21 protein-coding genes and 1 pseudogene are annotated in these 19,891 nt (G+C 49.9%); 9 read left to right on the forward strand and 13 right to left on the reverse strand.

Translation table 11 applies throughout. The features are described 5' to 3' along the window. Positions 1-58: 58 nt before the first annotated feature. Entirely contained in the window at positions 59-715 is a 657-nt protein-coding gene (gene nth / locus QQL65_RS05590; RefSeq protein WP_284362655.1) for an endonuclease III, read from the reverse strand. A 48-nt stretch (positions 716-763) separates the two neighbouring features. Here nth and QQL65_RS05595 point away from each other — a divergent pair, with 48 nt between their 5' ends. Further along, the gene (locus QQL65_RS05595; RefSeq protein ID WP_284362656.1) at positions 764-1,240 is read left to right on the forward strand and encodes a DUF2244 domain-containing protein; all 477 of its coding nucleotides are present in this window, start codon (positions 764-766) and stop codon (positions 1,238-1,240) included. Positions 1,241-1,305: 65 nt separating this feature from the next. Then, complete coding sequence (locus QQL65_RS05600) at positions 1,306-2,175, forward strand: methylated-DNA--[protein]-cysteine S-methyltransferase (RefSeq protein WP_284362657.1); 870 nt, start codon at positions 1,306-1,308, stop codon at positions 2,173-2,175. Positions 2,176-2,204: 29 nt separating this feature from the next. On the opposite strand, the gene QQL65_RS05605 is transcribed toward QQL65_RS05600, so the two are convergent. The 8 genes and pseudogenes from QQL65_RS05605 to dnaK all read right to left on the reverse strand — a co-directional run bounded on the left by QQL65_RS05605 (position 2,205) and on the right by dnaK (position 9,360). Next, positions 2,205-2,822, reverse strand: coding sequence for a 2,3-bisphosphoglycerate-dependent phosphoglycerate mutase (locus QQL65_RS05605; protein ID WP_284362658.1), 618 nt, complete (start codon positions 2,820-2,822; stop codon positions 2,205-2,207). 26 nt (positions 2,823-2,848) lie between these two features. Beyond that, positions 2,849-3,649, reverse strand: coding sequence for a 4-hydroxy-tetrahydrodipicolinate reductase (gene dapB, locus QQL65_RS05610; protein WP_284362659.1), 801 nt, complete (start codon positions 3,647-3,649; stop codon positions 2,849-2,851). A gap of 58 nt (positions 3,650-3,707) precedes the next feature. Then, entirely contained in the window at positions 3,708-4,103 is a 396-nt protein-coding gene (locus tag QQL65_RS05615) for a GNAT family N-acetyltransferase (protein WP_284366218.1), read from the reverse strand. A gap of 126 nt (positions 4,104-4,229) precedes the next feature. Next, a pseudogene (gene pyrF / locus QQL65_RS05620) lies at positions 4,230-4,925 on the reverse strand (orotidine-5'-phosphate decarboxylase); the annotation flags it as partial. 69 nt (positions 4,926-4,994) lie between these two features. After that, positions 4,995-5,591, reverse strand: a complete 597-nt coding sequence (locus QQL65_RS05625; RefSeq protein WP_284362661.1) for a histidine phosphatase family protein — start codon at positions 5,589-5,591, stop codon at positions 4,995-4,997. Between the two features lie 4 nt (positions 5,592-5,595). Beyond that, positions 5,596-6,138 (reverse strand): NADPH-dependent FMN reductase, encoded by a 543-nt coding sequence (locus tag QQL65_RS05630; RefSeq protein ID WP_284362662.1) that lies wholly within the window; start codon positions 6,136-6,138, stop codon positions 5,596-5,598. A 74-nt stretch (positions 6,139-6,212) separates the two neighbouring features. Beyond that, positions 6,213-7,367: a molecular chaperone DnaJ gene (dnaJ, locus tag QQL65_RS05635; RefSeq protein ID WP_284362664.1), complete on the reverse strand. Its 1,155-nt coding sequence runs from the start codon at positions 7,365-7,367 to the stop codon at positions 6,213-6,215. A 91-nt stretch (positions 7,368-7,458) separates the two neighbouring features. Next, entirely contained in the window at positions 7,459-9,360 is a 1,902-nt protein-coding gene (gene dnaK, locus QQL65_RS05640; protein WP_284362666.1) for a molecular chaperone DnaK, read from the reverse strand. Positions 9,361-9,672: 312 nt separating this feature from the next. Between dnaK and QQL65_RS05645 the strand changes: the two genes are divergently transcribed. Continuing rightward, a complete protein-coding gene (locus tag QQL65_RS05645) occupies positions 9,673-10,302 on the forward strand; it encodes an alpha-ketoglutarate-dependent dioxygenase AlkB (RefSeq protein ID WP_284362668.1) in 630 nt (209 codons plus the stop codon). Here QQL65_RS05645 and QQL65_RS05650 read toward each other — a convergent pair. After that, the gene (locus QQL65_RS05650) at positions 10,295-12,439 is read right to left on the reverse strand and encodes a putative bifunctional diguanylate cyclase/phosphodiesterase (protein WP_284362670.1); all 2,145 of its coding nucleotides are present in this window, start codon (positions 12,437-12,439) and stop codon (positions 10,295-10,297) included. The genes QQL65_RS05645 and QQL65_RS05650 overlap by 8 nt on opposite strands. A gap of 224 nt (positions 12,440-12,663) precedes the next feature. Here QQL65_RS05650 and QQL65_RS05655 point away from each other — a divergent pair, with 224 nt between their 5' ends. Next, positions 12,664-13,092, forward strand: coding sequence for a GFA family protein (locus QQL65_RS05655; protein WP_284362672.1), 429 nt, complete (start codon positions 12,664-12,666; stop codon positions 13,090-13,092). 52 nt (positions 13,093-13,144) lie between these two features. Here the strand turns inward: QQL65_RS05655 and grpE are convergent, their stop codons facing one another. Together grpE and hrcA are read right to left on the reverse strand one after the other, a co-directional pair. Next, complete coding sequence (gene grpE, locus QQL65_RS05660) at positions 13,145-13,783, reverse strand: nucleotide exchange factor GrpE (protein ID WP_284362673.1); 639 nt, start codon at positions 13,781-13,783, stop codon at positions 13,145-13,147. 105 nt (positions 13,784-13,888) lie between these two features. After that, complete coding sequence (gene hrcA / locus QQL65_RS05665) at positions 13,889-14,974, reverse strand: heat-inducible transcriptional repressor HrcA (RefSeq protein WP_348529134.1); 1,086 nt, start codon at positions 14,972-14,974, stop codon at positions 13,889-13,891. A gap of 193 nt (positions 14,975-15,167) precedes the next feature. Between hrcA and rph the strand changes: the two genes are divergently transcribed. The 5 genes from rph to QQL65_RS05690 are packed head-to-tail and all read left to right on the forward strand — an operon-like array spanning position 15,168 to position 18,534. Next, complete coding sequence (gene rph / locus QQL65_RS05670; protein ID WP_284362674.1) at positions 15,168-15,887, forward strand: ribonuclease PH; 720 nt, start codon at positions 15,168-15,170, stop codon at positions 15,885-15,887. After that, positions 15,887-16,525, forward strand: coding sequence for an RdgB/HAM1 family non-canonical purine NTP pyrophosphatase (gene rdgB, locus QQL65_RS05675; protein ID WP_284362676.1), 639 nt, complete (start codon positions 15,887-15,889; stop codon positions 16,523-16,525). Before rph ends, rdgB begins: the two co-directional genes overlap by 1 nt. Positions 16,526-16,547: 22 nt before the next feature. Continuing rightward, entirely contained in the window at positions 16,548-17,669 is a 1,122-nt protein-coding gene (gene hemW / locus QQL65_RS05680) for a radical SAM family heme chaperone HemW (protein WP_284362678.1), read from the forward strand. 60 nt (positions 17,670-17,729) lie between these two features. After that, positions 17,730-18,077 (forward strand): ArsR/SmtB family transcription factor, encoded by a 348-nt coding sequence (locus QQL65_RS05685; RefSeq protein WP_284362679.1) that lies wholly within the window; start codon positions 17,730-17,732, stop codon positions 18,075-18,077. Further along, positions 18,067-18,534, forward strand: coding sequence for an SRPBCC family protein (locus QQL65_RS05690; protein WP_284362681.1), 468 nt, complete (start codon positions 18,067-18,069; stop codon positions 18,532-18,534). Before QQL65_RS05685 ends, QQL65_RS05690 begins: the two co-directional genes overlap by 11 nt. Positions 18,535-18,587: 53 nt before the next feature. Here QQL65_RS05690 and QQL65_RS05695 read toward each other — a convergent pair whose 3' ends face one another. Then, positions 18,588-19,793 carry a penicillin-binding protein activator gene (locus QQL65_RS05695; RefSeq protein ID WP_284362682.1) on the reverse strand — a complete coding sequence of 402 codons (1,206 nt, stop codon included), beginning with the start codon at positions 19,791-19,793 and terminating at the stop codon, positions 18,588-18,590. Positions 19,794-19,891: the final 98 nt, after the last annotated feature.

Consider the following 19,891-nt stretch of genomic DNA (forward strand, 5'->3'; position numbering starts at 1 on the left):
TCCAAAGATCGCCCGGTTTTCTTTTAGTGCGCTCGGCGCACGGGTCAACCGCTAACCCTTAAGGTTCTAGGACTTTGTCCTTAAATTTGCATTGATCAATGATTATGCAGCGATAGCATTCCGGTTTACGCGCTTTGCAGATATATCGCCCGTGTAAAATCAGCCAATGGTGCGCATGTAGCAAAAACTCTTTGGGAATGATCCGCTCAAGCAGCAATTCAACCGCTAACGGGGTCTTGCCTGGGGCAAGGCCTGTACGGTTTGAAATGCGAAACAGATGGGTATCCACAGCGATTGTCGGATGACCAAATGCGATGTTGAGGACCACATTTGCTGTTTTTCGCCCCACCCCCGGTAAGGCTTCTAGTTCATCACGTGTCTGCGGTACTTGGCTATTGTGTTTTTCGATTAGTTCTTTGCAAAGAGCATAGACATTTTTCGCTTTGTTGCGAAAAAGCCCGATCGTCTTGATATAGTCGCGAATTTTCTCTTCGCCCAACCCGTACATCAGTTCGGGGGTCGGCGCGATTTCAAATAGGGATCTCGTGGCTTTGTTGACCCCCACATCGGTTGCCTGTGCGCTCAAAACCACTGCCACCAACAAGGTGAACTCGTTCACATAATCGAGTTCCCCTTGCGGTTCAGGGTCATTCGCGGCAAAATTGGCGAACATCTGATGGATGGTCTGTTTCGTAAGGCGTGAGCGTTTAGCCATAGCAATCGCGTTTCTGGTTCAAGACCATTAGATTAGGGCATGAGACAGATGGAATTAAAAGAGCAAAAGCCGCATTTCTGTGCGGTACTCACACCCCATCGCGCGCTGGATCAAAATGGCGTGCAAATTGTGATGATCATCACCTGCATCTTGGCCGCAATTCCAGGAATTGTATTTTTTCTAATGGGTGCCTGGCCAATCGTTGGGTTTTTGGGATTGGATGTTGCCTTGCTATTTTGGGCGCTTTCAAAATCACGAAAACAGGTCAATGGTTTTGAAGAAGTTACCCTATATCCTGACAGTTTGGACATAAGAAGGGTAAGCCCAAAAGGGCGGGAGACCAGATTTCAGTTCAATCCATTCTGGACCAAAATTGAGGTGTTCAAAGACTTTGAAGATCGGGTGACAGACATCGTTTTGAAATCAAAGGAGCGCTCGCTCAAAATTGGCACATTTCTCAACCCTGACGACAAGAAGAGTTTCGCTTCGGCATTGTCTAACGCTCTATATCGGGTGAAACGCTAGCATATATCTGATCGTGTTAAATTCGGGTCGCAAAACCAACAGATTGTGAATAATCTGATGCAACTATGAATGACATGACACCACTTTTTGCCAAGGCGCAGGACTATCAAATCGTCAAAAAGGTGATCGAGGAAATATCTCTTCGGCCCGCCGACGAACACGATTTTGAAGCTTTGGCACGTGACCTATCAATGACTTCACGCCAGTTGACCGCGCTCTTTAAACGCTGGGCCGGGCTAACCCCGAAAGCCTTTTCGCAATGCGTGACGCTTAATCGCGCCAGGCAAATGTTGCGCGAAAATGCGCCTTTGCTCGATACAAGCTATGAGCTAGGGCTTTCATCTGCTGCACGGCTTTACGATTTGTTTGTCACGCACGATGCGATGCCACCAGGGGCCTATAAAGCAAAGGGAGAGGGGCTGGAAATCCGCTATGGTTTCCACCCGTCACCATTTGGCCAAGCGCTGATCATGGTCACTGACTACGGATTGGCAGGACAAGCGTTTTGTGATGAAGGCGAAGAACAGGCGGCGCTAGAAGACATGACACGACGTTGGCCCAAAGCAAACTATGTTCACGCTGAAAATCAAGAAACCCGACAATGGGCAGAAAAGATTTTTGATCCCAATAAGTGGGATAAAGATCAGCCCATAAAAGTGGTGATGATCGGCACCGACTTTGAGGTGCGGGTTTGGCAAACTCTGTTAGGCATCAAACCAGGGCAAGCCACATCTTATGGGGAAATCGCCGCCCATATCGGCAAACCAAAAGCCGCGCGCGCTGTAGGCGCAGCGGTTGGCCGCAACCCAATTTCTTTCGTTGTGCCTTGCCACCGGGTCATCGGCAAGAACGCAAAGCTAACTGGTTATCATTGGGGCTTAACCCGCAAACAAGCCATTTTAGGTTGGGAAGCCGGGTTGGTGGCGCAGACATAAAAAAGGCGGTCCGAAGACCGCCTTTTGTTCTATTCGATGTTTTCGACGTTGGTGACGTTTCCGTCCGCATCAAAATCATAGATAATCGGTTTACCGGTGGCGATTTCGCGTTTCAAGATCTGCTCCGGGGTTAGCCCTTCAAGCTTCATCACCAAAGCGCGGAGCGAGTTGCCGTGCGCGGCGACCAAAATTGTGCCGCCATCTGCAACACGAGGTGCAATTTCGGCTTCGTAGTAAGGCAAAACGCGCTCTGCAGTATCTTTTAAGCTTTCGCCGCCTGGAGGTGGGGTGTCATATGAACGGCGCCAAATATGAACCTGTTCTTCGCCCCATTTTTCGCGGGCATCATCTTTGTTCAAGCCTGCAAGGTCGCCATAGTCTCGCTCATTTAACGCTTGGTTGCGGATGATCGTCATATTGACGATGTCCATATTCTCCAAGATCAAATCGAGTGTGCGTTGTGCGCGCGTTAGCGCTGATGTGTAACACAACTCAATCTCGTAACCGCGCGATTTGAGCAATTTGCCAGCAGCAATTGCTTCTTCAACACCTTTTTCCGTAAGGCCTGGGTTTTTCCAACCCGTGAATAGGTTTTTGAGGTTCCATTCGCTCTGCCCGTGGCGAACAAGAATCAGTCTACGATCCATTTAGAAGTTCCCTTGAAATTGTGGGGTTAAAGGCCAAGAACGTCGGCCATTGAATAAAGTCCAGGCGCCTTATCTTGCGCCCAAAGTGAGGCATGTACTGCGCCATTGGCAAATATAGAGCGATCTTGCGCATGGTGGCTGAGTTCGATCCGCTCATTGCTGCCGGCAAACACAACGGAATGATCACCTATCACCGTGCCGCCGCGCAAAGTGGCGAAACCAATTGTGCCAGGCTCACGAGCGCCAGTAATCCCGTCGCGCGCACGCACGGCGTTGCTGGCAAGGTCAATTTCTCGGCCCTCAGCTGCTGCTTCCCCCAGCATCAAAGCTGTGCCAGACGGCGCATCCACCTTCATGCGGTGGTGCATTTCCAAAACCTCAATGTCAAAGTCCTCAGGCAAGGCCGCTGCCGCTTTTTTCACCAAACCCATCAGCAAGTTGACACCCAATGACATGTTGCCCGCTTTAACCAAGCGGCCATTGCCTGACAAAGAAGCGATTTCAGCGTCTTCTTCGGCGGTCCAGCCTGTGGTGCCAATCACATGAACAAGACCAAGCGCGTGTGCCTTCTTCGCGTAATCGATTGAGACTTGCGGCGCGGTGAAATCGATAATGGCATCTGAGCCGTCAAGCGCTTCATCCACGTTCGAGGTGATCAATACGCCTGATGGCTCTAACCCTGTAAGGGCCCGCGCATCTTTGCCGATCGCATCGACGCCTTCGCGCTCAAGCGCACTGTAAAGGGCCGCGCCATCAATTTGCGCTATCGCGTGTATTATCGCCTGGCCCATTCGGCCCGTTGCGCCTAAAACTGTGATCTTTTGCATCTTGAATGACCTCTAATTGCCGCGCTTTTCCTAAGGTTATCTCACATGCACAAAGGAATTAAAACCGTTGGCCAAATACAACCCGTTCGCCCGCATGCGACAAGGCGTTTTCTATCTCAGAAGTCTTGATTGCACGCAATTCTTCGCCAATATGTGCATCATCGAGATAACTAAAGCCAAGACGCAAATAATATGGCCCGTTCCAGGGTACATTTTTGTAGGTAATCCCAGCAACGCCGCTGAACCCTTCTGCCTTGGCAAAATTAACAAAATGATTGATCAGCTTTTCGCCAAGGCCTTTGCCGTGATGATGTTTGAGCACAGACATTTCAGCGCAATATAAGATATTATCAACGGGCTTCGCCCGCAAAAACCCAACCGGTTCGCCGCGCAATTCCACGAGCCAGATGATTTGGTTCTGCCCGATTGCATCAATGTAGAATTGCGGTGTCATGGCGGAGAAATCAATATCTGCAAACCTGCCACCAAGCTGCCTGAACACAATGGCTGCATTGTCTTCAATTGCGCTTAGTGCTTCAGCGTCCGTTGCATCGGCAGCGCGAAAGCTTGTGATGTTTTGATTGGCTGCAAATATCTCATCGTTGACCGCGCTAGCGGCGGCATAAGGATCATCAGCGCGATAAATGGGGCGGCCAACGACCAAATGGTCAGCGCCAATTTCAATCGCTTGGCTGGGGGTCAAAATGCGTTTTTGATCGTCTGTGGCGCTACCTGCTGGGCGAATGCCGGGCGTTACGGCCATCAACTTGCCCCCACTAGCCTGTTTCACTAGCTCAATCTCGTGGGCCGAGCAAATCACCCCGTCAATGCCAATGCCCGCAGCCTGTTTGGCGCGGCGCTCCACCAGATCACGAACACCATAGGCATAGCCGCTTGCCTTAAGGTCATCATCATCTAAAGAGGTCATCACAGTAACGCCCATCAGTTTAGTCGATGAGCCTTCTGCAGCCCGTTTCGCAGCGGTCATGCAATGGGGTTCTGCGTGGATGGTGACAATGTCTGCGCCAATATCCACAAGCCCTGCGACACCCTTTTCAACTGTGTTCGGGATATCGAGCAATTTGACATCGCAAAAGACCTTCTTCCCCGCAGCTTTGAGCGCCTTTGCCAATCCCAGACCATCATCGCCGTAAATCAACTGATAGCCAATTTTGAAGAACACCCCATTATCATCGATTTTTTCGACAAGTGCTTCAGCCTCCTTGCGGGTCGAAACATCAAGTGCGGTAATCAATTGAGGGGTAGCATTGGTCATTGAGGGTGGGTCTCCGGCGGTCATAAGCGTCGGAGCTGTTAACTGGCACAGTTTACCAAAAACAACAAGCTAATGTTGTGGCCAGTCTTCTAACGCTATCCAGTCCGTGAGCAGTTTCTGCGTTGACCATTCAAAGGCGAACATGTTTCCACCTCCTTTTGCGGCCATCAGCCGTTGATCTTCGGTGCGAGCAATTGAGCGATTGCCTATATGGCATTTCAGAAGTGTGCCAATCGTACCATGGCCGACAAACAAGGTGTTGTCGTTCATGTCATTTACCAGGTGCGAATTTAGCGCTGCGATCATGCGATTCAATGTATCACTAGCGCTTTCCCAGCCGTTGGCACGCTCGTTCGGCCTTTCATAAAGCAAATTGAGGGTGTTCTCGAACTCTTCTTTGGTTAAAAAGCCGGTCGCTAAACGTTCATTTTCATTACACAAGGGCTCTTCGATAACGCCAATGCCGATATGCTTGGAGATGATCGTCGCGGCTTGCTGTGCTTTTTTCTCTTTGGAGCAAATGATTTGCGTGATGGAAGCAAACGTGCCACGCGATGCAGCATTTTCGATGCGTTGGCGACCAATGCGTGAGAGCGACCAAAATGTGGCGTGCATTTCGGGATCAATGGTCACTTCAGGGTGTGTGAGATAGAAAGATCTTCCCATCCGATTATCGCTTAAGGGTCATCAACTCGTTCACCAACGCTTCGGCACGGGCAGCCACGCGCTGGTCGGCTAACTCGTCACTCTCATTAAAGGCACGCGCGGCCATACCAACACCTAAGGCAGTCGGGGCGATCAATGCGCCAACTTTGGAAAGTACGTCGCGCAAGTGCGAAAGCGCCATAATGCCGGCAAGCGAACCACTCGAGACGGATCCAATGCCAAATGTTGCTTTGGCAAAGGCCCCTAGTTTTTGGTGATGAACCCAATCAATGGTGTTTTTCAACAAAGGTGTGAGAGAACCATTATACTCTGGCGATGCGATGAAAACGGCATCGGCTTGGGCCAGTAAATTCGCTAATTCAAGTGCGCATTTTGGCTGTTCTTCACGCAACAAATCCTCGTTGAACAGCGGCATTTCAAAATTGGAAAGGTCCAAATAGGCAGCATCCGCGCCCCGAGCGCGCAAATGCCGAACCATCATGTGGGCCAATTTGGCATTGAAAGAGTCTTTACGTATCGACCCCGAAATTGCGAGAATTTTTGTCATGAAGTGTCCCTATCCATTTCATAACGGATCAGATCAGCTTTCAGATGACAACCCGCAAACTCAATTCGTCCCGCCTAGTCTTTGCGCGCGTGTTCGCTCAGCCCTTCAAAAAGGCCTTTGATCTTTTTAAAGAACCCAGCAGATGTCGGGTTGGTCTCTTTTGTGGTGATCTCATCAAACTCTTCGAGCAACTCGCGCTGGCGTTTGGTCAAATTTTGCGGTGTTTCCACGTCCATTTGAATGTATAGATCGCCCATTTGTTGAGAGCGCAGAACTGGCATGCCTTTGCCTTTTAAGCGTACGCGCTGACCAGCTTGAGTGCCTTGTGGCACCTTCACCTTAGCGCGGCCTCCGCCAAGCGCGGGCACTTCAAACTCGCCGCCAAGCGCTGCGGTGGTCATCGAAATGGGGACACGGCAGAAAAGATCTGCCCCATCGCGTTGGAACAAATCGTGTGGACGGATCGATACAAAAATGTAGAGATCGCCAGCAGGGCCGCCGCGCATGCCTGCTTCGCCTTCACCAGAGAGGCGAATGCGCGTGCCGTCCTCAATGCCTTTTGGCACATCTACGGACAATGAACGAGATTTTTGTTTGCGTCCTTGTCCATTACAATCGGTACAAGGTTGATCCATTGTTTCGCCGCGTCCATGGCATTGTGGGCAGGTGCGCTCAATGGTGAAGAAGCCCTGCGCAGCACGCACTTTGCCATGTCCTTGGCATGTGCCGCAGGTGGAAAAGCCAGTGCCCGGTTTTGCGCCATTGCCATCGCACGTGTCGCAACCAACCAATGAGGGTACGTCAATATCAACGGTTTGGCCCTCAAATGCCTCTTCCAGCGATACTTCAAGATTATATCGTAGGTCAGAGCCGCGCATGGCAGAGCTGCGCTCGCGTCGACCACCTTGGCCGCCCATGAAGTCGCCAAAAATATCTTCAAAAATGTCAGACATGGATGAAGAGAAATCGGCGCCAAATCCGTGTTGGCCACCACCGCCACCATTTTGGAACGCGGCATGACCAAATCGATCGTAAGCTGCGCGTTTTTGCGGGTCTTTTAGTGTGTCATATGCTTCAGAAACTTCTTTAAATGATGCCTCAGCGGCTTCATCTCCCGGGTTTCTGTCCGGGTGATATTTCATCGCGAGTTTGCGATAGGCAGATTTCAGGGCTTTTTCATCAACCTCACGGCCGACCCCCAAAACATCGTAGAAATCTTTTTTTGACATGGCGCGATCGCTCCAAGATCGTTGGCGGGACCCGCTTGCAAAACCAGTGCAAGCTGCCCCGCCAATTATGATCAGTTTGGTCGGTTAAGACTTATGACTTTTGGTCTTCGTCTTTAACTTCTTCAAAGTCAGCGTCCACAACATCATCGTCTGCTGCGTCACCGCCGTCAAACTCTTCGCTGTCATCTTCTTGGCTTGCCTGATACATGGCTTCACCAAGTTTCATTGAGCTTTGAGCCAAGGCTGTGGTTTTTTCTTTGATCAAATCTGCATCGTCACCCTCAAGGGCAGATTTCAGTTCTTCCAAAGCACCTTCGATTGATTCGCGTGTTTCTTCGTCAACCTTGTCGCCATGCTCTTTCAAAGAGTTCTCAGTTGAGTGGACCAAAGCTTCGCCTTGGTTCTTGGCTTCAACCGCTTCACGCTTCTTCTGGTCAGCGTCAGCATTTGCTTCCGCATCTTTAACCATTGCTTCGATCTCATCATCAGATAGACCACCTGAAGCTTGAATGCGGATTTGCTGCTCTTTGCCGGTACCTTTGTCTTTAGCCGATACGTTCACGATACCGTTCGCATCAATGTCGAATGTCACTTCAACCTGAGGAACGCCACGTGGTGCAGGCGGAATACCGACCAAATCGAACTGGCCGAGCATTTTGTTGTCCGCAGCCATTTCACGTTCACCCTGAGAAACCCGAATGGTCACCGCAGACTGATTGTCTTCAGCTGTAGAGAACACTTGGCTCTTCTTGGTTGGGATAGTTGTGTTGCGGTCGATCAAACGAGTGAACACGCCACCCAAAGTCTCAATGCCCAGTGACAGTGGTGTCACGTCCAAAAGCAGAACGTCTTTAACATCACCTTGCAACACGCCAGCCTGAATAGCTGCACCTGCTGCCACAACCTCATCAGGGTTCACACCCTTATGTGGTTCTTTGCCAAAGAATTCTTTTACAGTTTCTTGGATCTTAGGCATGCGGGTCATACCGCCAACCAAAACCACTTCGTCAATCTCGCCTGCAGTTACGCCAGCATCTTTGAGCGCTGCTTTACATGGCTCAATTGTGCGTTTGATGAAGTCTTCAACCAAAGATTCAAGCTTCGCGCGTGTCAATTTAAGCTGCAAGTGCTTTGGACCAGATTGGTCCGCAGTGATAAACGGCAAGTTGACTTCGGTTTGTGTGGCTGATGACAATTCGATCTTTGCCTTTTCAGCGGCTTCTTTCAAGCGCTGTAGAGCAAGCTTATCGCCACGCAGATCGATACCGTTTTCACGGTTAAACTCGTCAGCCAAATAGTCGACCAAGCGCATGTCGAAGTCTTCACCACCAAGGAATGTATCACCATTGGTCGATTTCACTTCAAATACGCCGTCGCCAATCTCGAGGATCGACACGTCAAACGTACCACCACCAAGGTCATAAACCGCAATGGTGCCAGCTTCTTGTTTGTCCAAACCGTATGCAAGCGCCGCTGCAGTTGGCTCGTTGATGATCCGCAAAACTTCCAAACCAGCAATCTTGCCTGCGTCTTTTGTCGCTTGGCGTTGGCTGTCATTAAAGTAAGCAGGAACCGTGATCACAGCCTGTGATACAGTTTCACCCAAATAGCTTTCCGCAGTTTCCTTCATTTTTTGAAGGATCATGGCCGAAATCTGTGAAGGAGAGTATTTCTCACCTTTCGCTTCAACCCATGCATCGCCGCTATCGGCTTTTACAATTTTGTATGGAACAAGATCTTTGTCTTTTTTCACCATCGGATCATCGAACCGACGGCCGATCAAACGCTTGATCGCAAAAAGAGTGTTCTCAGGGTTGGTTACAGCTTGGCGTTTCGCTGGCTGTCCAACCAAGCGGTCGTCGTCAGTGAACGCGACCATTGAAGGCGTTGTCCGCGCACCTTCTGCGTTTTCAACGATTTTTGGCTCGGAACCATCCATGATCGCGATACACGAGTTGGTGGTACCAAGGTCAATTCCAATTACTTTACCCATTTATAAACCTCTTTGTTGGCAGACCCTTTGTCTGACCCCGTTTCCAGCAGTCTTTCACCGGCATTTCGCCGTTTGGGTCCCTCATATTCATGACAAGGACACCGCCGCGCCCAAATCACTGGTTAACCGGTATATAGGAAGCAACATTTTGCCCTTCAAGCGTCAAAAACAAGATTCTTTGACATCTTTAATGCGACCTTTGTTGCAGCCCTTTTTCGATCAACGCATGTGCGAATAGTTTGGACCGTAAAGAACAAGCGCGGTTATATAGACAAGATTGATTTCAAAAGCGACACCAAAATTACAAAAAACATGCGAATTTTTCCTTCAAAGCTACAAAAAAGCCAGCAAATCGAACTGTTGGATCATATCGAACAAGCCTTGATCCATGCGCCTTTGTTCGTGCCGAAAATGCCGCGTACCGGAAAACCTTTTTCCGTACGCATGACCAATTTTGGCGTCTTGGGTTGGGTGTCAGACCAAAAGAATGGATACCGTTATCAGAAAGAACATTTGGAAACGGGCAAACCTTGGCCGCATATTCCAAGCATTCTGACGGATTTGTGGGAGGAACTGACGGGTTATCCTGCGCCACCTGAAGCCTGTTTGGTGAACTACTACGCGCCAGGTGCCAAAATGGGTATGCATCAGGACAAGGACGAGCATGATTTTGATGCGCCCGTTCTGTCAATTTCTTTAGGCGATCGCGCCCGCTTTAGACTGGGGGGCACCAAACGTGGCGGCAAGACCTCTGCAATAGAGATCAGTTCAGGCGATGTGTTGATACTGGAAAAGGAAACGCGACTTGCCTATCACGGCATCGATAAGGTGTTCCAAGGTTCATCAAATTTGCTTGAAAACCGGACACATTTTCCAAATGGGGGGCGGATCAATTTGACATTGCGTCGAGTGACGAAACCCGACGCAATTCGCTCTAGCTAACAATCTGCAGTTCAGCCTTTTTGTTTTTGCCCTCAAGAATAAATCTATCGATCTCTTCTTTTGGCATTGGTCGACCAAGCAAAAAGCCTTGTAGCTGATCGCATTTGTGAGCGTTCAAAAACTCAGCCTGTGCTTCAGTTTCCACCCCTTCGGCGGTCACACACATCTCCAACGTGTGACCTAAAGCAATGATGGTTGAAACAATCTGATTGGCTTTTTCGTCGACATTTTCCATGCCGCCTAAAAATGATTTATCGATTTTGATTTTGTCGAAGGGGAACTTCCACAAATATCCAAGCGACGAATAGCCGGTGCCAAAATCATCCATTGCAATTGAAACACCAATTTCCTTGAGCAATTCAAGCTGGCGCAAATTACGTTGCGAATTGCTCATCAAAAGGCTCTCGGTTATTTCCAGCTCCAGGCGTTCGGGTTTTAATCCGCTGCGCACTAGCGCTGAGCTGACGATGCTGAGGAGTTTGCCGCTTTCAAACTGCTTTGGCGATAGATTAACGGCCAAACCAACCTGGTCTGGCCAGTTCATCGCGGTTTTTGTGGCTTCGCGCAAAATGAATTCGCCGAGCTCCTCCATCATACCCATATCCTCAGCCACAGGGATAAAGACATCTGGGGGTACAAATTCACCCTTTTCGTCGCGCATCCGCACCAAAGTCTCAAAAGCAATGAGAGCTCGAGATTTTTGGTCAAATAGTGGTTGGAAATGCAATTCAAATGCTTGGTCATGACGAGCCTGGCGCAGCAACGCTTCCATATTGCGACGCTTCTTCATTCGTTTTTCCATGCCGCGCTCGAAGAAGGCATAGCCATTGCGGCCATTTGTTTTCACATTGTAGAGGGCTATATCCGCCTTCTGCATCAGTTCCGCGGGCAATTCAGCATCATCAGGACAAAGTGCAACACCAATGCTGGCCGTTGTCACCACATCATGGCCATTCACTTCGTAGATGCCCGTTAAAGACGCCAATGTGTGATTGGCTAGATCGTGCAGGTCTACCTCATCTGGATCAAAGCTAACAAACGCTGCAAATTCATCGCCGCCAAGTCGGGCTATCGCATCTAAGTCTTCACCTTGAAACTTCAAAGAGTCGGCCAATTGGCGCAATAATTCGTCACCGACATCGTGGCCAAATCCGTCATTGATTCCCTTAAAGCCATCTAGATCGATGATGAACAAGCCAATTTGCTCATTGATACCACGCCGGGTTTGCGCCGCATGTTCCAATTGATCAAGAAAGCTGCTCCGATTGAGCAGTCCGGTCAACGGATCATGGCGTGCCAAAAAATGCACCTGCTGGTCAGCAAGCTCTGCCTGTTTGCGGCTCCGCAGTGCCAAAAGGGCGGGAATGCCAACCGCAAGCAGCACAATTGACGCTAGGATAATGGAAAGCGTTGAAACTGCAGCTTGATAGATCTCAAACCGTTCCGTTTGGTCGAGCCGCAATCGAATAACATATTGAATTTCACCGTTTACGGTGACTGGGTGGTTGACTTCGGCAAAGTGAATAGGATCTGTTTCGCCGTCACCAATCATTAGCTTGGTCGAATGCTGCAAATGCGGTTGTGTCGAACTGCCCGGATATGCCGCCGCGTGGTCGTGTTCACCATGCGCTTGCGGTTCTTGAGGGGCCGCATGATCGTGTGCATGAGCACCGTGATCATGGCTCGTTGGTGTGTTGGACGCGCTGGCAGCGTGCGTGGTATGGTTGTCGTGTTGGACATGTTCCACATCTGCGCCCAATTGTGGCGCTGGGTCATGTGAGTGAGCGTGGTGCGCGGCTTCGCCCGCCTCAGCTGGAGGGTGATAAGACCCTGTTTTAAAAATCAGCTCACCATGCGGTGAGATAAAAGCAAATTGGTAGATGTCGCCAACGGCCGCGAGTCTGCCCAAAACCCCTTCAACATCTGACGCTGGGGCATATCCTGAGACGACAGCATTTAACCCATCTGTTGTGTCGGCAACATGTTGTGCCCAACTCATCCCGTTTGAGACCGCATCTTTACGCAACAAATCATCCATGACTTTTTGCGCTGAGTACACACTCGCCCCGATTGTGGCGACGCCGATGGCAAAAAGGCCCAGCGAGATAATCCAATTGCGTTTATGAGTTTTTTGCATTGCACTTACCCATTTCTACTATCCGAGTAAGGCTAAGGGCGAGTGGGTAAAAAAACATAAAGTGCAACCAACATGCGCATGCAATTCATGCGCCTTGGTTAATTATTCGGTGTTCGTCGATGGTTGAGAGTTGATTAACATCGCGCAACCATATCCGCAGGATTGGTCAATCAAGAATCGGATAGACTTGTTTTGAAGCGAGTTGAAAAGGATAGAGAAACAAAATGACCAGAGCAAAACGCGTTGGAAAGTGCCTTTGTGGTGCCGTCGAGATTTCCATTTCGGCTGCCGCTGACAAAATTGGGGCCTGCCATTGTACTATGTGTCGTCGTTTTAGCGGCGGAAGTGCTTTTATGGCAGTGCACGGCACTGAGCAAATTGATGCTAAAGGGGCAGAGCATATCGGGCGATATAAGTCATCCGATTGGGCGGAACGTGGGTTTTGCACCCAGTGCGGAACGCCGCTTTTTTATCACCTTACTGTCGGCACCATGGAATACTTCTACTCTGCAGGTTTGTTCCAAAACGATGACAAGGACTTTAAGGTCAATCTCGAGATCTTTGTTGATCAAAAACCCGATTTTTATGACTTTGCAAATGCACAAAGTCAGCGAAAGACTTCTGAACAGGTGTTTCAAGAGGTCAATGAATAAAGCCGGCACCTAATGGCACCGGCTTTCAGATTCTCAGATCAATTGGACTAGTTTAAACGGAGCGGTCCACATTTTCGCCTTCACTTGGCGCTGCAGTGGCTTCGCCATTTGGCACTGGCGCAACTTTTGGGCCACCTTTTGCCACGCCAACCATTGCTGGACGCAATACGCGCTCACCAATCACATAGCCCGCTTGAACAACTTCCATAACAGTGCCGTCCGCAACATCGTTGTTGGGAATTTCAAACATCGCTTGGTGGAAGTTGGGGTCAAACTTTTCGCCCTTTGGCTCTAGCTTGGTAATGCCGTTCTTCTCGAGCAAACGATGCATTTCGCGCTCGGTCATCTCAACACCTTCAATCAAAGATTTGAAAGCGCCGTCAGCTTCTGCCTTGGCTTCGTCAGACATGGTCAGCAATGCACGAGACAAATTGTCAGTTGCGGTAAGCATATCGCGCGCGAAGTTGGCCATTGCATAGGAGCGCGCATCTTTTACATCGCGTTCTGTGCGCTTACGCAGATTTTCCATCTCCGCAACAGCGCGCAGCAAACGGTCTTTCAGCTTGGCGTTTTCAGCTTCAAGCGCTTCTATAGGAGACGCCGCGTTCTGTTCGTCCGCAGCATTCTCTTGAGCTTCCGCGTTTTCTTGCTCATTTTGATTTGCTTCGTTTTGGAACTCTTCGTCACTCATTGTTTCAATTCGCTTGTTTCATTTTGGTGAAATAATTGACCCGGATATCGACCATTGCTGGGCAAATTTCAAGCACTCAAATTACATGAGTGCTATTTTTTGCCGTTAAACACTGCGTTTATTGATCAACTTTGAGACCACATGAGCGGTATAATCTACAGCAGGCACGATCCGAGCATAGTTAAGACGCGTTGGACCAATGACGCCAACAATCCCAACAACGTTGGCATTGTGGTCTCGATAAGGCGATAAAATCACAGACGAGCCAGAGAGGGAAAACAGCTTGTTTTCGGAGCCGATAAATATCCGCACGCCATCTGCATCTTGTGTGTCCGCAAGCAGATCAATAATCGATTTTTTGGATTCTAGTTCGTCAAATAGCTGGCGTACGCGGTCCAATTCTTCATTTGCCATGGTATCGGCAATCAAATTAGCTCGGCCACGCACAATCAAAGTCGGGGTTTCATCGCCCCGAGGCTCGGCAAGTGTTGCCAAACCTTCATCCACCAACTGTTTGGTCAGGGCGTCAAGTTCGGCCTTATGTGCAATCTGTTGCTCTTTCAGGGTTGTGCGCAGTTCGCGTAAAGTCCGGCCAACCACATGATGCGACAAAAAGTTGCTCGCTTGCGTCAGTTCGCTAGCGGTCAGGCCGGGTGGAATGGAGAAGACCCGATTTTCCACATGCCCATCTTCACCCACCAAAACCGCCATTGCCAATTGTGCATCTAGCCGCACAAATTCGATATGCTTGAGCACAATGTCGGCCTTTGGCGCAAGTACAAGCCCTGCGCCATGGGAGAGACCCGATAGCACTTGGCTAGCTTGGGCTAAGACATCTTCAATTTTTTCATTGTGGGCGCTGTCATCAATATGACGCTCAATGTTTAGTCGTTCTTCTTTGCCGATTGAGCCGACCTCAAGCATTGCATCAACAAAGAAGCGCAAGCCAGCTTGTGTCGGCGCGCGTCCAGCCGAGGTATGAGGTGCCGCGATTAACCCAAGATCTTCGAGATCTGCCATAACGTTGCGAACGGACGCTGCGGATAGGTTAACCTCTAAAGCGCGCGAAAGCTGCCGCGAACCTACAGGTTCGCCGGTTTCCAAAAAACGTTCCACAAGGCGTTTGAAAATACCCTGCGAGCGTTCGTTGAGGACTGACAAAAAATCTTGATTGACAGATGGCGTACTCAAAATTGCCTCACCAAACCTTGTGCTGATAGACTTATTTAGGCGCAAAATGCGAGAACGCCAAGCATATAGCACCTGAACTTTGAGCAAAATTGGGCAATTGGCATGCTTTGCTCTTGATGTTGGGCCAAAATTCAGCCAAGCAAAGCCAACATCTGTCAAATGCCAGTTTCCATGGCATATAAAGGGGAAATATATGCGGCCGTCAAAACGCGCTTCAGATCAAATGCGCGAAGTCAAAATTCAGCGTCATGTCTCTTCCCACGCCGAAGGGTCATGCATGATCTCATTTGGCGGCACCAAAGTATTGTGTACCGCAAGCGTTGAGACCAACTTGCCGCCCTGGCGTCGCGGACAAGGCTTAGGCTGGGTCACTGCAGAATACGGTATGTTGCCCCGTTCAACCGGACAACGCATGCGCCGGGAGGCGACGGCTGGCAAACAATCAGGTCGCACCCAAGAAATCCAACGTTTGATCGGTCGCTCGCTGCGCGCTGTCGTGGATATGAAAGCGCTTGGCGAAAATCAAATCACGGTAGATTGCGACGTAATTGAAGCGGACGGCGGCACGCGAACAGCCTCGATTACAGGCGCGTTTGTGGCCATGATGGATGCACTTTCTTGGATGAAAGAGCGCGATTTGGTTGGTGACAATGTGGTTTCCGATCATTTGGCGGCAATTTCTTGCGGCATCTATCGCGGCACACCGGTGCTTGATTTAGATTATGACGAAGATAGCGCAGCTGAAACGGACGCCAACTTTGTCATGACGGGCAAAGGTGGTTTTGTTGAAATTCAAGGCACCGCCGAAGAAAGCCCGTTTTCAGCAGATGAGCTGGCACAATTGATCGGTTTGGCGCAAAAAGGCGTAAACGAGTTGGTCGAATTGCAAAAAGCTGCGCTAAAGGATCAGTAATGCTCAAACTAGAACGCGGTCAAAAACTGGTTGTTGCGACACATAATGCGGGCAAGCTTCGCGAGTTTAAAACCCTGCTTGAGCCGTTCGGCTTGGAATTGGTGTCTGCTGGTGAACTTGATCTTCCCGAACCTGAAGAAACCGGTTTGACCTATGAAGAAAACGCCAAGATAAAAGCGCTTGCTGCCACAACAGCATCCGGACTTTGGGCGTTGTCAGATGACTCAGGGTTAAGCGTTGATGGTTTAGACGGCGATCCGGGCATTTATTCTGCGCGTTGGGCGGGACCAGACAAGAATTTTGATGATGCAATGGTCAAAGTCCATACATCATTGATGGAAAAAGGTGCCATGGCACCGGGTCAGCGCACCGCAGCCTTTGTCGCGGTTCTGTGCTTGGCCAATCCTGCGGGCGAAACCGTTTGTTTTGAAGGTCGTGCCGAAGGCACTTTGGTTTGGCCGCCGCGCGGTAATCAGGGTTTTGGTTATGATCCAATGTTTCAGCCAAAAGGGCATATGCGGACATTTGGCGAAATGAGCGAAGCGGAAAAGCACAGCTGGTCAAAAGACAAAATCGGCCTTTCGCATCGTTCACGTGCATTCTCTGAATTTGTGAAGGACTGTTGCCCTGACGACTGAGCCTGATCTTTTTGGTGTTTATGTGCATTGGCCGTTTTGCGCGGCCAAATGCCCTTATTGCGACTTCAACTCGCACGTCCATCGCGGTCCGTTCGATGAAGACGCATATGTTGAAAACTATCTCACCGAGATAAGCCAAACCGCTGAATTGGTGCCAAATCGCACTGTACGTTCGATCTTTTTTGGCGGCGGCACGCCTTCTTTGATGCAACCCCAATCGGTTGAAAAAATCATCAATGCGATTTCAACCAAGTGGCAATTGTCGAACGATGTTGAAATCACATTAGAAGCGAATCCGACAAGCGTAGAACAGGAAAAATTCCAAGCTATTCGTTTGGCCGGAGTAAATCGTGTTTCGCTCGGTGTGCAATCTTTGCGCGCCGATCCCCTGGCGGCGCTAGGTCGCTTGCATTCGGTGGAAGATGCCGTGGCGGCGGTAAAACTGGCGCAGTCCAATTTTGACCGTGTCAGCTATGATCTAATTTATGCTCGCCCTAACCAAACATTGGATGAGTGGCGCGATGAATTGAATGAAGCGCTGGATCTAGCGCGCGAACACATCTCGCTTTATGCCCTCACCATCGAGCATGGCACTCGCTATTACGATTTGTTCCATGCAGGTAAACTGGCGATGCCTGACCCTGAACTATCAGCGGACTTTTACGAGTTGACGCAGGAAATCTGCGAAGCGCGAGGTTTGCCCGCTTATGAAATTTCAAACCATGCAGCGCCTGGCGAAGAAAGCCGTCACAATCTCACTTATTGGCAATATGGAGAATATGCAGGCATTGGTCCTGGGGCGCATGGGCGTCTGCTGATTGACGGACAGCGCCATGCAACGTCCACCGAACGCATGCCATTCAAATGGGCAGAATATGTGTCGGCGAAAGGCGATGGCTTTGTCGAATTTGACGCGCTGAGCCGAGGCGAACAAGCGGACGAATATTTGCTGATGGGGTTGCGCCTTAAAACGGGGATTTCGCCAAGCCGGTTTGAAGCGCTGGCGGGGCAAAAGTTACGCCAAGAACAGATTGACCATCTCACGGAAATTGGTTTCGTCGAAATCCTAGCAGACGGAAATCTTCGGGTGACCGACAAAGGCTGGCCGGTACTTGATGCTGTGGTTGCGGATTTGGCTGCATAAAACTTAGCAAATTGACTAACTATCTTGACAGGTGCTTTCTTTGTGTGAATACTTAGGAATATGACTAAGTATGATGTGAATCTAAATCTGATCTTTGCGGCGCTGAGCGATGAAACGCGTCGTGCAATTTTGGTGCGCCTGTCGCGTGGCCCTGCCACGGTGGGTGAATTGGCATCCCATCACGAAATGGCGCTCCCCTCATTCATGGGGCACATCACAAAACTCGAAGCTGCAGGCATGATCGAGACCGCTAAGAAGGGCAGAACCCGCTATTGTCGGCTGTCGCCTGATGGCATCGCGCCAGCGCAGCACTGGCTAGATCAACAAGCTGACCAATGGGTCAAGCGGCTTGATCAATTTGATGAATATGCATTGTCGTTATTGAAAGGGAAAAACGATGAACCTTGATCCTGAAACTGATCTCAGTTTTACGCGGCAACTCAAAGCGCCTCGGGCACTATTGTGGGAATGCTGGACCACACCTGAGCACATCAAACATTTCTTTGTTCCTCGCCCACACAAAATTGTCTCTTGTGAGATCGATTTACGCGTCGGTGGCAAGTTCAACACAACCTTTGAAGTTGACGGCGCTGAAATGGCCAACAATGGTGTTTATCTTGAAATCATTGACCAAAAGAAGCTCGTTTTCACGGATGCCTATAGCGAAGGTTGGAAGCCTGCACCTGACCCATTTATGACGGCATTTGTGATCTTTGAAGATGGGGAAGATGGCGGTACGACATACACAGCCGTGGCCCGACACCGTTCAATTGAATCGCGCAAAACACATGAAGATATGGGTTTCTTTGATGGATGGGGCACAGTGGTCGATCAGCTTGAAGAGTATGCACTAAGCCTGAAATAAAATTGGGCGCCATAAGGCGCCCAAATTCTAAAGGTCTTCAAATCGCTCTTTCCTTAGGGCATCTTCGCATCGTCAACGATGCGGCTACCATCAATCACCACCTGCTTCATCACCAGCGCATGTTGGTTTGTGCCATTGTCAAGGAAGCGGAAGACACCGTCTTGCCCAGCAAAACCTGACGGACGCGTGAGTTGACTACGGTCATAACGTGGGGTTGCATTGGCAAGCGAAGATGAATTGGCCAGCAAAACCGATGTATAAGCAAACGTCGCCATAGGGTGAGGGGCAGAACCATAAATGGTTTCATATTCAGGCTTCAGCCGCTCATAACCCGCGCCATCCACCGCCGGGAAAAACGCACCGGTCAAAAATGGCGTTTGCGAAACTTTTACGTCACCATCCCAGTCAGCTGAACCAATAATGGTTATGTCAGTCTTTTCAATTTGGGCGGATTCAAGCAACACGGCAATGGAAGGGGCGGTGGCGCGATCAGGCAAGAAAATCGCATCAACCGTGCCCGAAATCAAAAAAGGCACCAATTGCTCAACGGCCGTGCGGGCTTCTTCCTCATTTGAGAATTGATAAATACCATGTACCGCTGCGCCGGTTTGTGCTGCGGCGACGCGGAATGCCCCTTCTTGGATTTGTCCAAAATCGGTGCGAGGCACAATGGCCGCAAAGCTTTTCCGCCCAAAATTTTGCGCATATTTGACCGAACGCAAGACTTCGGTTTCAGGCAAGACGTTTAGCAAATAGATGCCTGGCGCGGACGCGCCAGAATTATTGGAATATCCAATGAGCGGTATTCCTGCCGCACGTGCGACGCTCCCAGCGGCCCGCACACTGTCAGCGCGTAAAGGACCAAGGATCAAGCTAGCGCCTTCACTCACCGCCTGTGCAGCAAGTGCCTTAGCTTTTACGGCGCTACCGCCGGTATCTTTGACCACCAAATGAATGTTGGAGGCGAACTGCGGGCTCGAATTGATTTTATCGATGGCCATCTTCGCGCCATTGCGGATCGAAAGGCCGACTGTGCCCAATCCACCTTCGCCGCTCGTTGGAGTCAACAAGACAATGCGGACAGCGCCTTCGCCCAACACTTCGCCATTTGCCGCAGGCAAGTTTCCTTGCAGCAATGGTTTTTGTTGAATTGAGGATCGATTTGACGGTCCAAAGTTGAAGTCCGGTGTGCAGGCAAAGAGCCCTAGTGCAGCAACAAGTCCAGCCGCCAGCTTTGCGCTGGTTGCAAACGGTTTCAAACACATTGCCAACATTGTTTATCTACCCCAAAATTCCAATTCGCCGCATATTGCGCCTAAGCTTTTCTAAGCAAGCTATACGCAATTCTTGCAATAGC

Origin of the sequence: Maritalea porphyrae (assembly GCF_030159895.1) — a bacterium.
GTDB classification, from domain to species: Bacteria; Pseudomonadota; Alphaproteobacteria; order Rhizobiales; family Devosiaceae; genus Maritalea; species Maritalea porphyrae.

Excerpts from the sequence above, each read along its gene's own strand:
- QQL65_RS05645 (WP_284362668.1), top strand. The coding sequence starts at position 9,673 with ATGCGAATTTTTCCTTCAAAGCTACAAAAAAGCCAGCAAATCGAACTG.
- grpE (WP_284362673.1), bottom strand. The coding sequence starts at position 13,783 with ATGAGTGACGAAGAGTTCCAAAACGAAGCAAATCAAAATGAGCAAGAA.
- QQL65_RS05605 (WP_284362658.1), bottom strand. The coding sequence starts at position 2,822 with ATGGATCGTAGACTGATTCTTGTTCGCCACGGGCAGAGCGAATGGAAC.
- dapB (WP_284362659.1), bottom strand. The coding sequence starts at position 3,649 with ATGCAAAAGATCACAGTTTTAGGCGCAACGGGCCGAATGGGCCAGGCG.
- QQL65_RS05630 (WP_284362662.1), bottom strand. The coding sequence starts at position 6,138 with ATGACAAAAATTCTCGCAATTTCGGGGTCGATACGTAAAGACTCTTTC.
- nth (WP_284362655.1), bottom strand. The coding sequence starts at position 715 with ATGGCTAAACGCTCACGCCTTACGAAACAGACCATCCATCAGATGTTC.
- QQL65_RS05650 (WP_284362670.1), bottom strand. The coding sequence starts at position 12,439 with ATGCAAAAAACTCATAAACGCAATTGGATTATCTCGCTGGGCCTTTTT.
- QQL65_RS05685 (WP_284362679.1), top strand. The coding sequence starts at position 17,730 with ATGACTAAGTATGATGTGAATCTAAATCTGATCTTTGCGGCGCTGAGC.
- rdgB (WP_284362676.1), top strand. The coding sequence starts at position 15,887 with ATGCTCAAACTAGAACGCGGTCAAAAACTGGTTGTTGCGACACATAAT.
- QQL65_RS05690 (WP_284362681.1), top strand. The coding sequence starts at position 18,067 with ATGAACCTTGATCCTGAAACTGATCTCAGTTTTACGCGGCAACTCAAA.
- QQL65_RS05595 (WP_284362656.1), top strand. The coding sequence starts at position 764 with ATGGAATTAAAAGAGCAAAAGCCGCATTTCTGTGCGGTACTCACACCC.
- QQL65_RS05655 (WP_284362672.1), top strand. The coding sequence starts at position 12,664 with ATGACCAGAGCAAAACGCGTTGGAAAGTGCCTTTGTGGTGCCGTCGAG.
- QQL65_RS05625 (WP_284362661.1), bottom strand. The coding sequence starts at position 5,591 with ATGGGAAGATCTTTCTATCTCACACACCCTGAAGTGACCATTGATCCC.
- dnaJ (WP_284362664.1), bottom strand. The coding sequence starts at position 7,367 with ATGTCAAAAAAAGATTTCTACGATGTTTTGGGGGTCGGCCGTGAGGTT.
- QQL65_RS05615 (WP_284366218.1), bottom strand. The coding sequence starts at position 4,103 with ATGACACCGCAATTCTACATTGATGCAATCGGGCAGAACCAAATCATC.
- dnaK (WP_284362666.1), bottom strand. The coding sequence starts at position 9,360 with ATGGGTAAAGTAATTGGAATTGACCTTGGTACCACCAACTCGTGTATC.
- rph (WP_284362674.1), top strand. The coding sequence starts at position 15,168 with ATGCGGCCGTCAAAACGCGCTTCAGATCAAATGCGCGAAGTCAAAATT.
- QQL65_RS05600 (WP_284362657.1), top strand. The coding sequence starts at position 1,306 with ATGAATGACATGACACCACTTTTTGCCAAGGCGCAGGACTATCAAATC.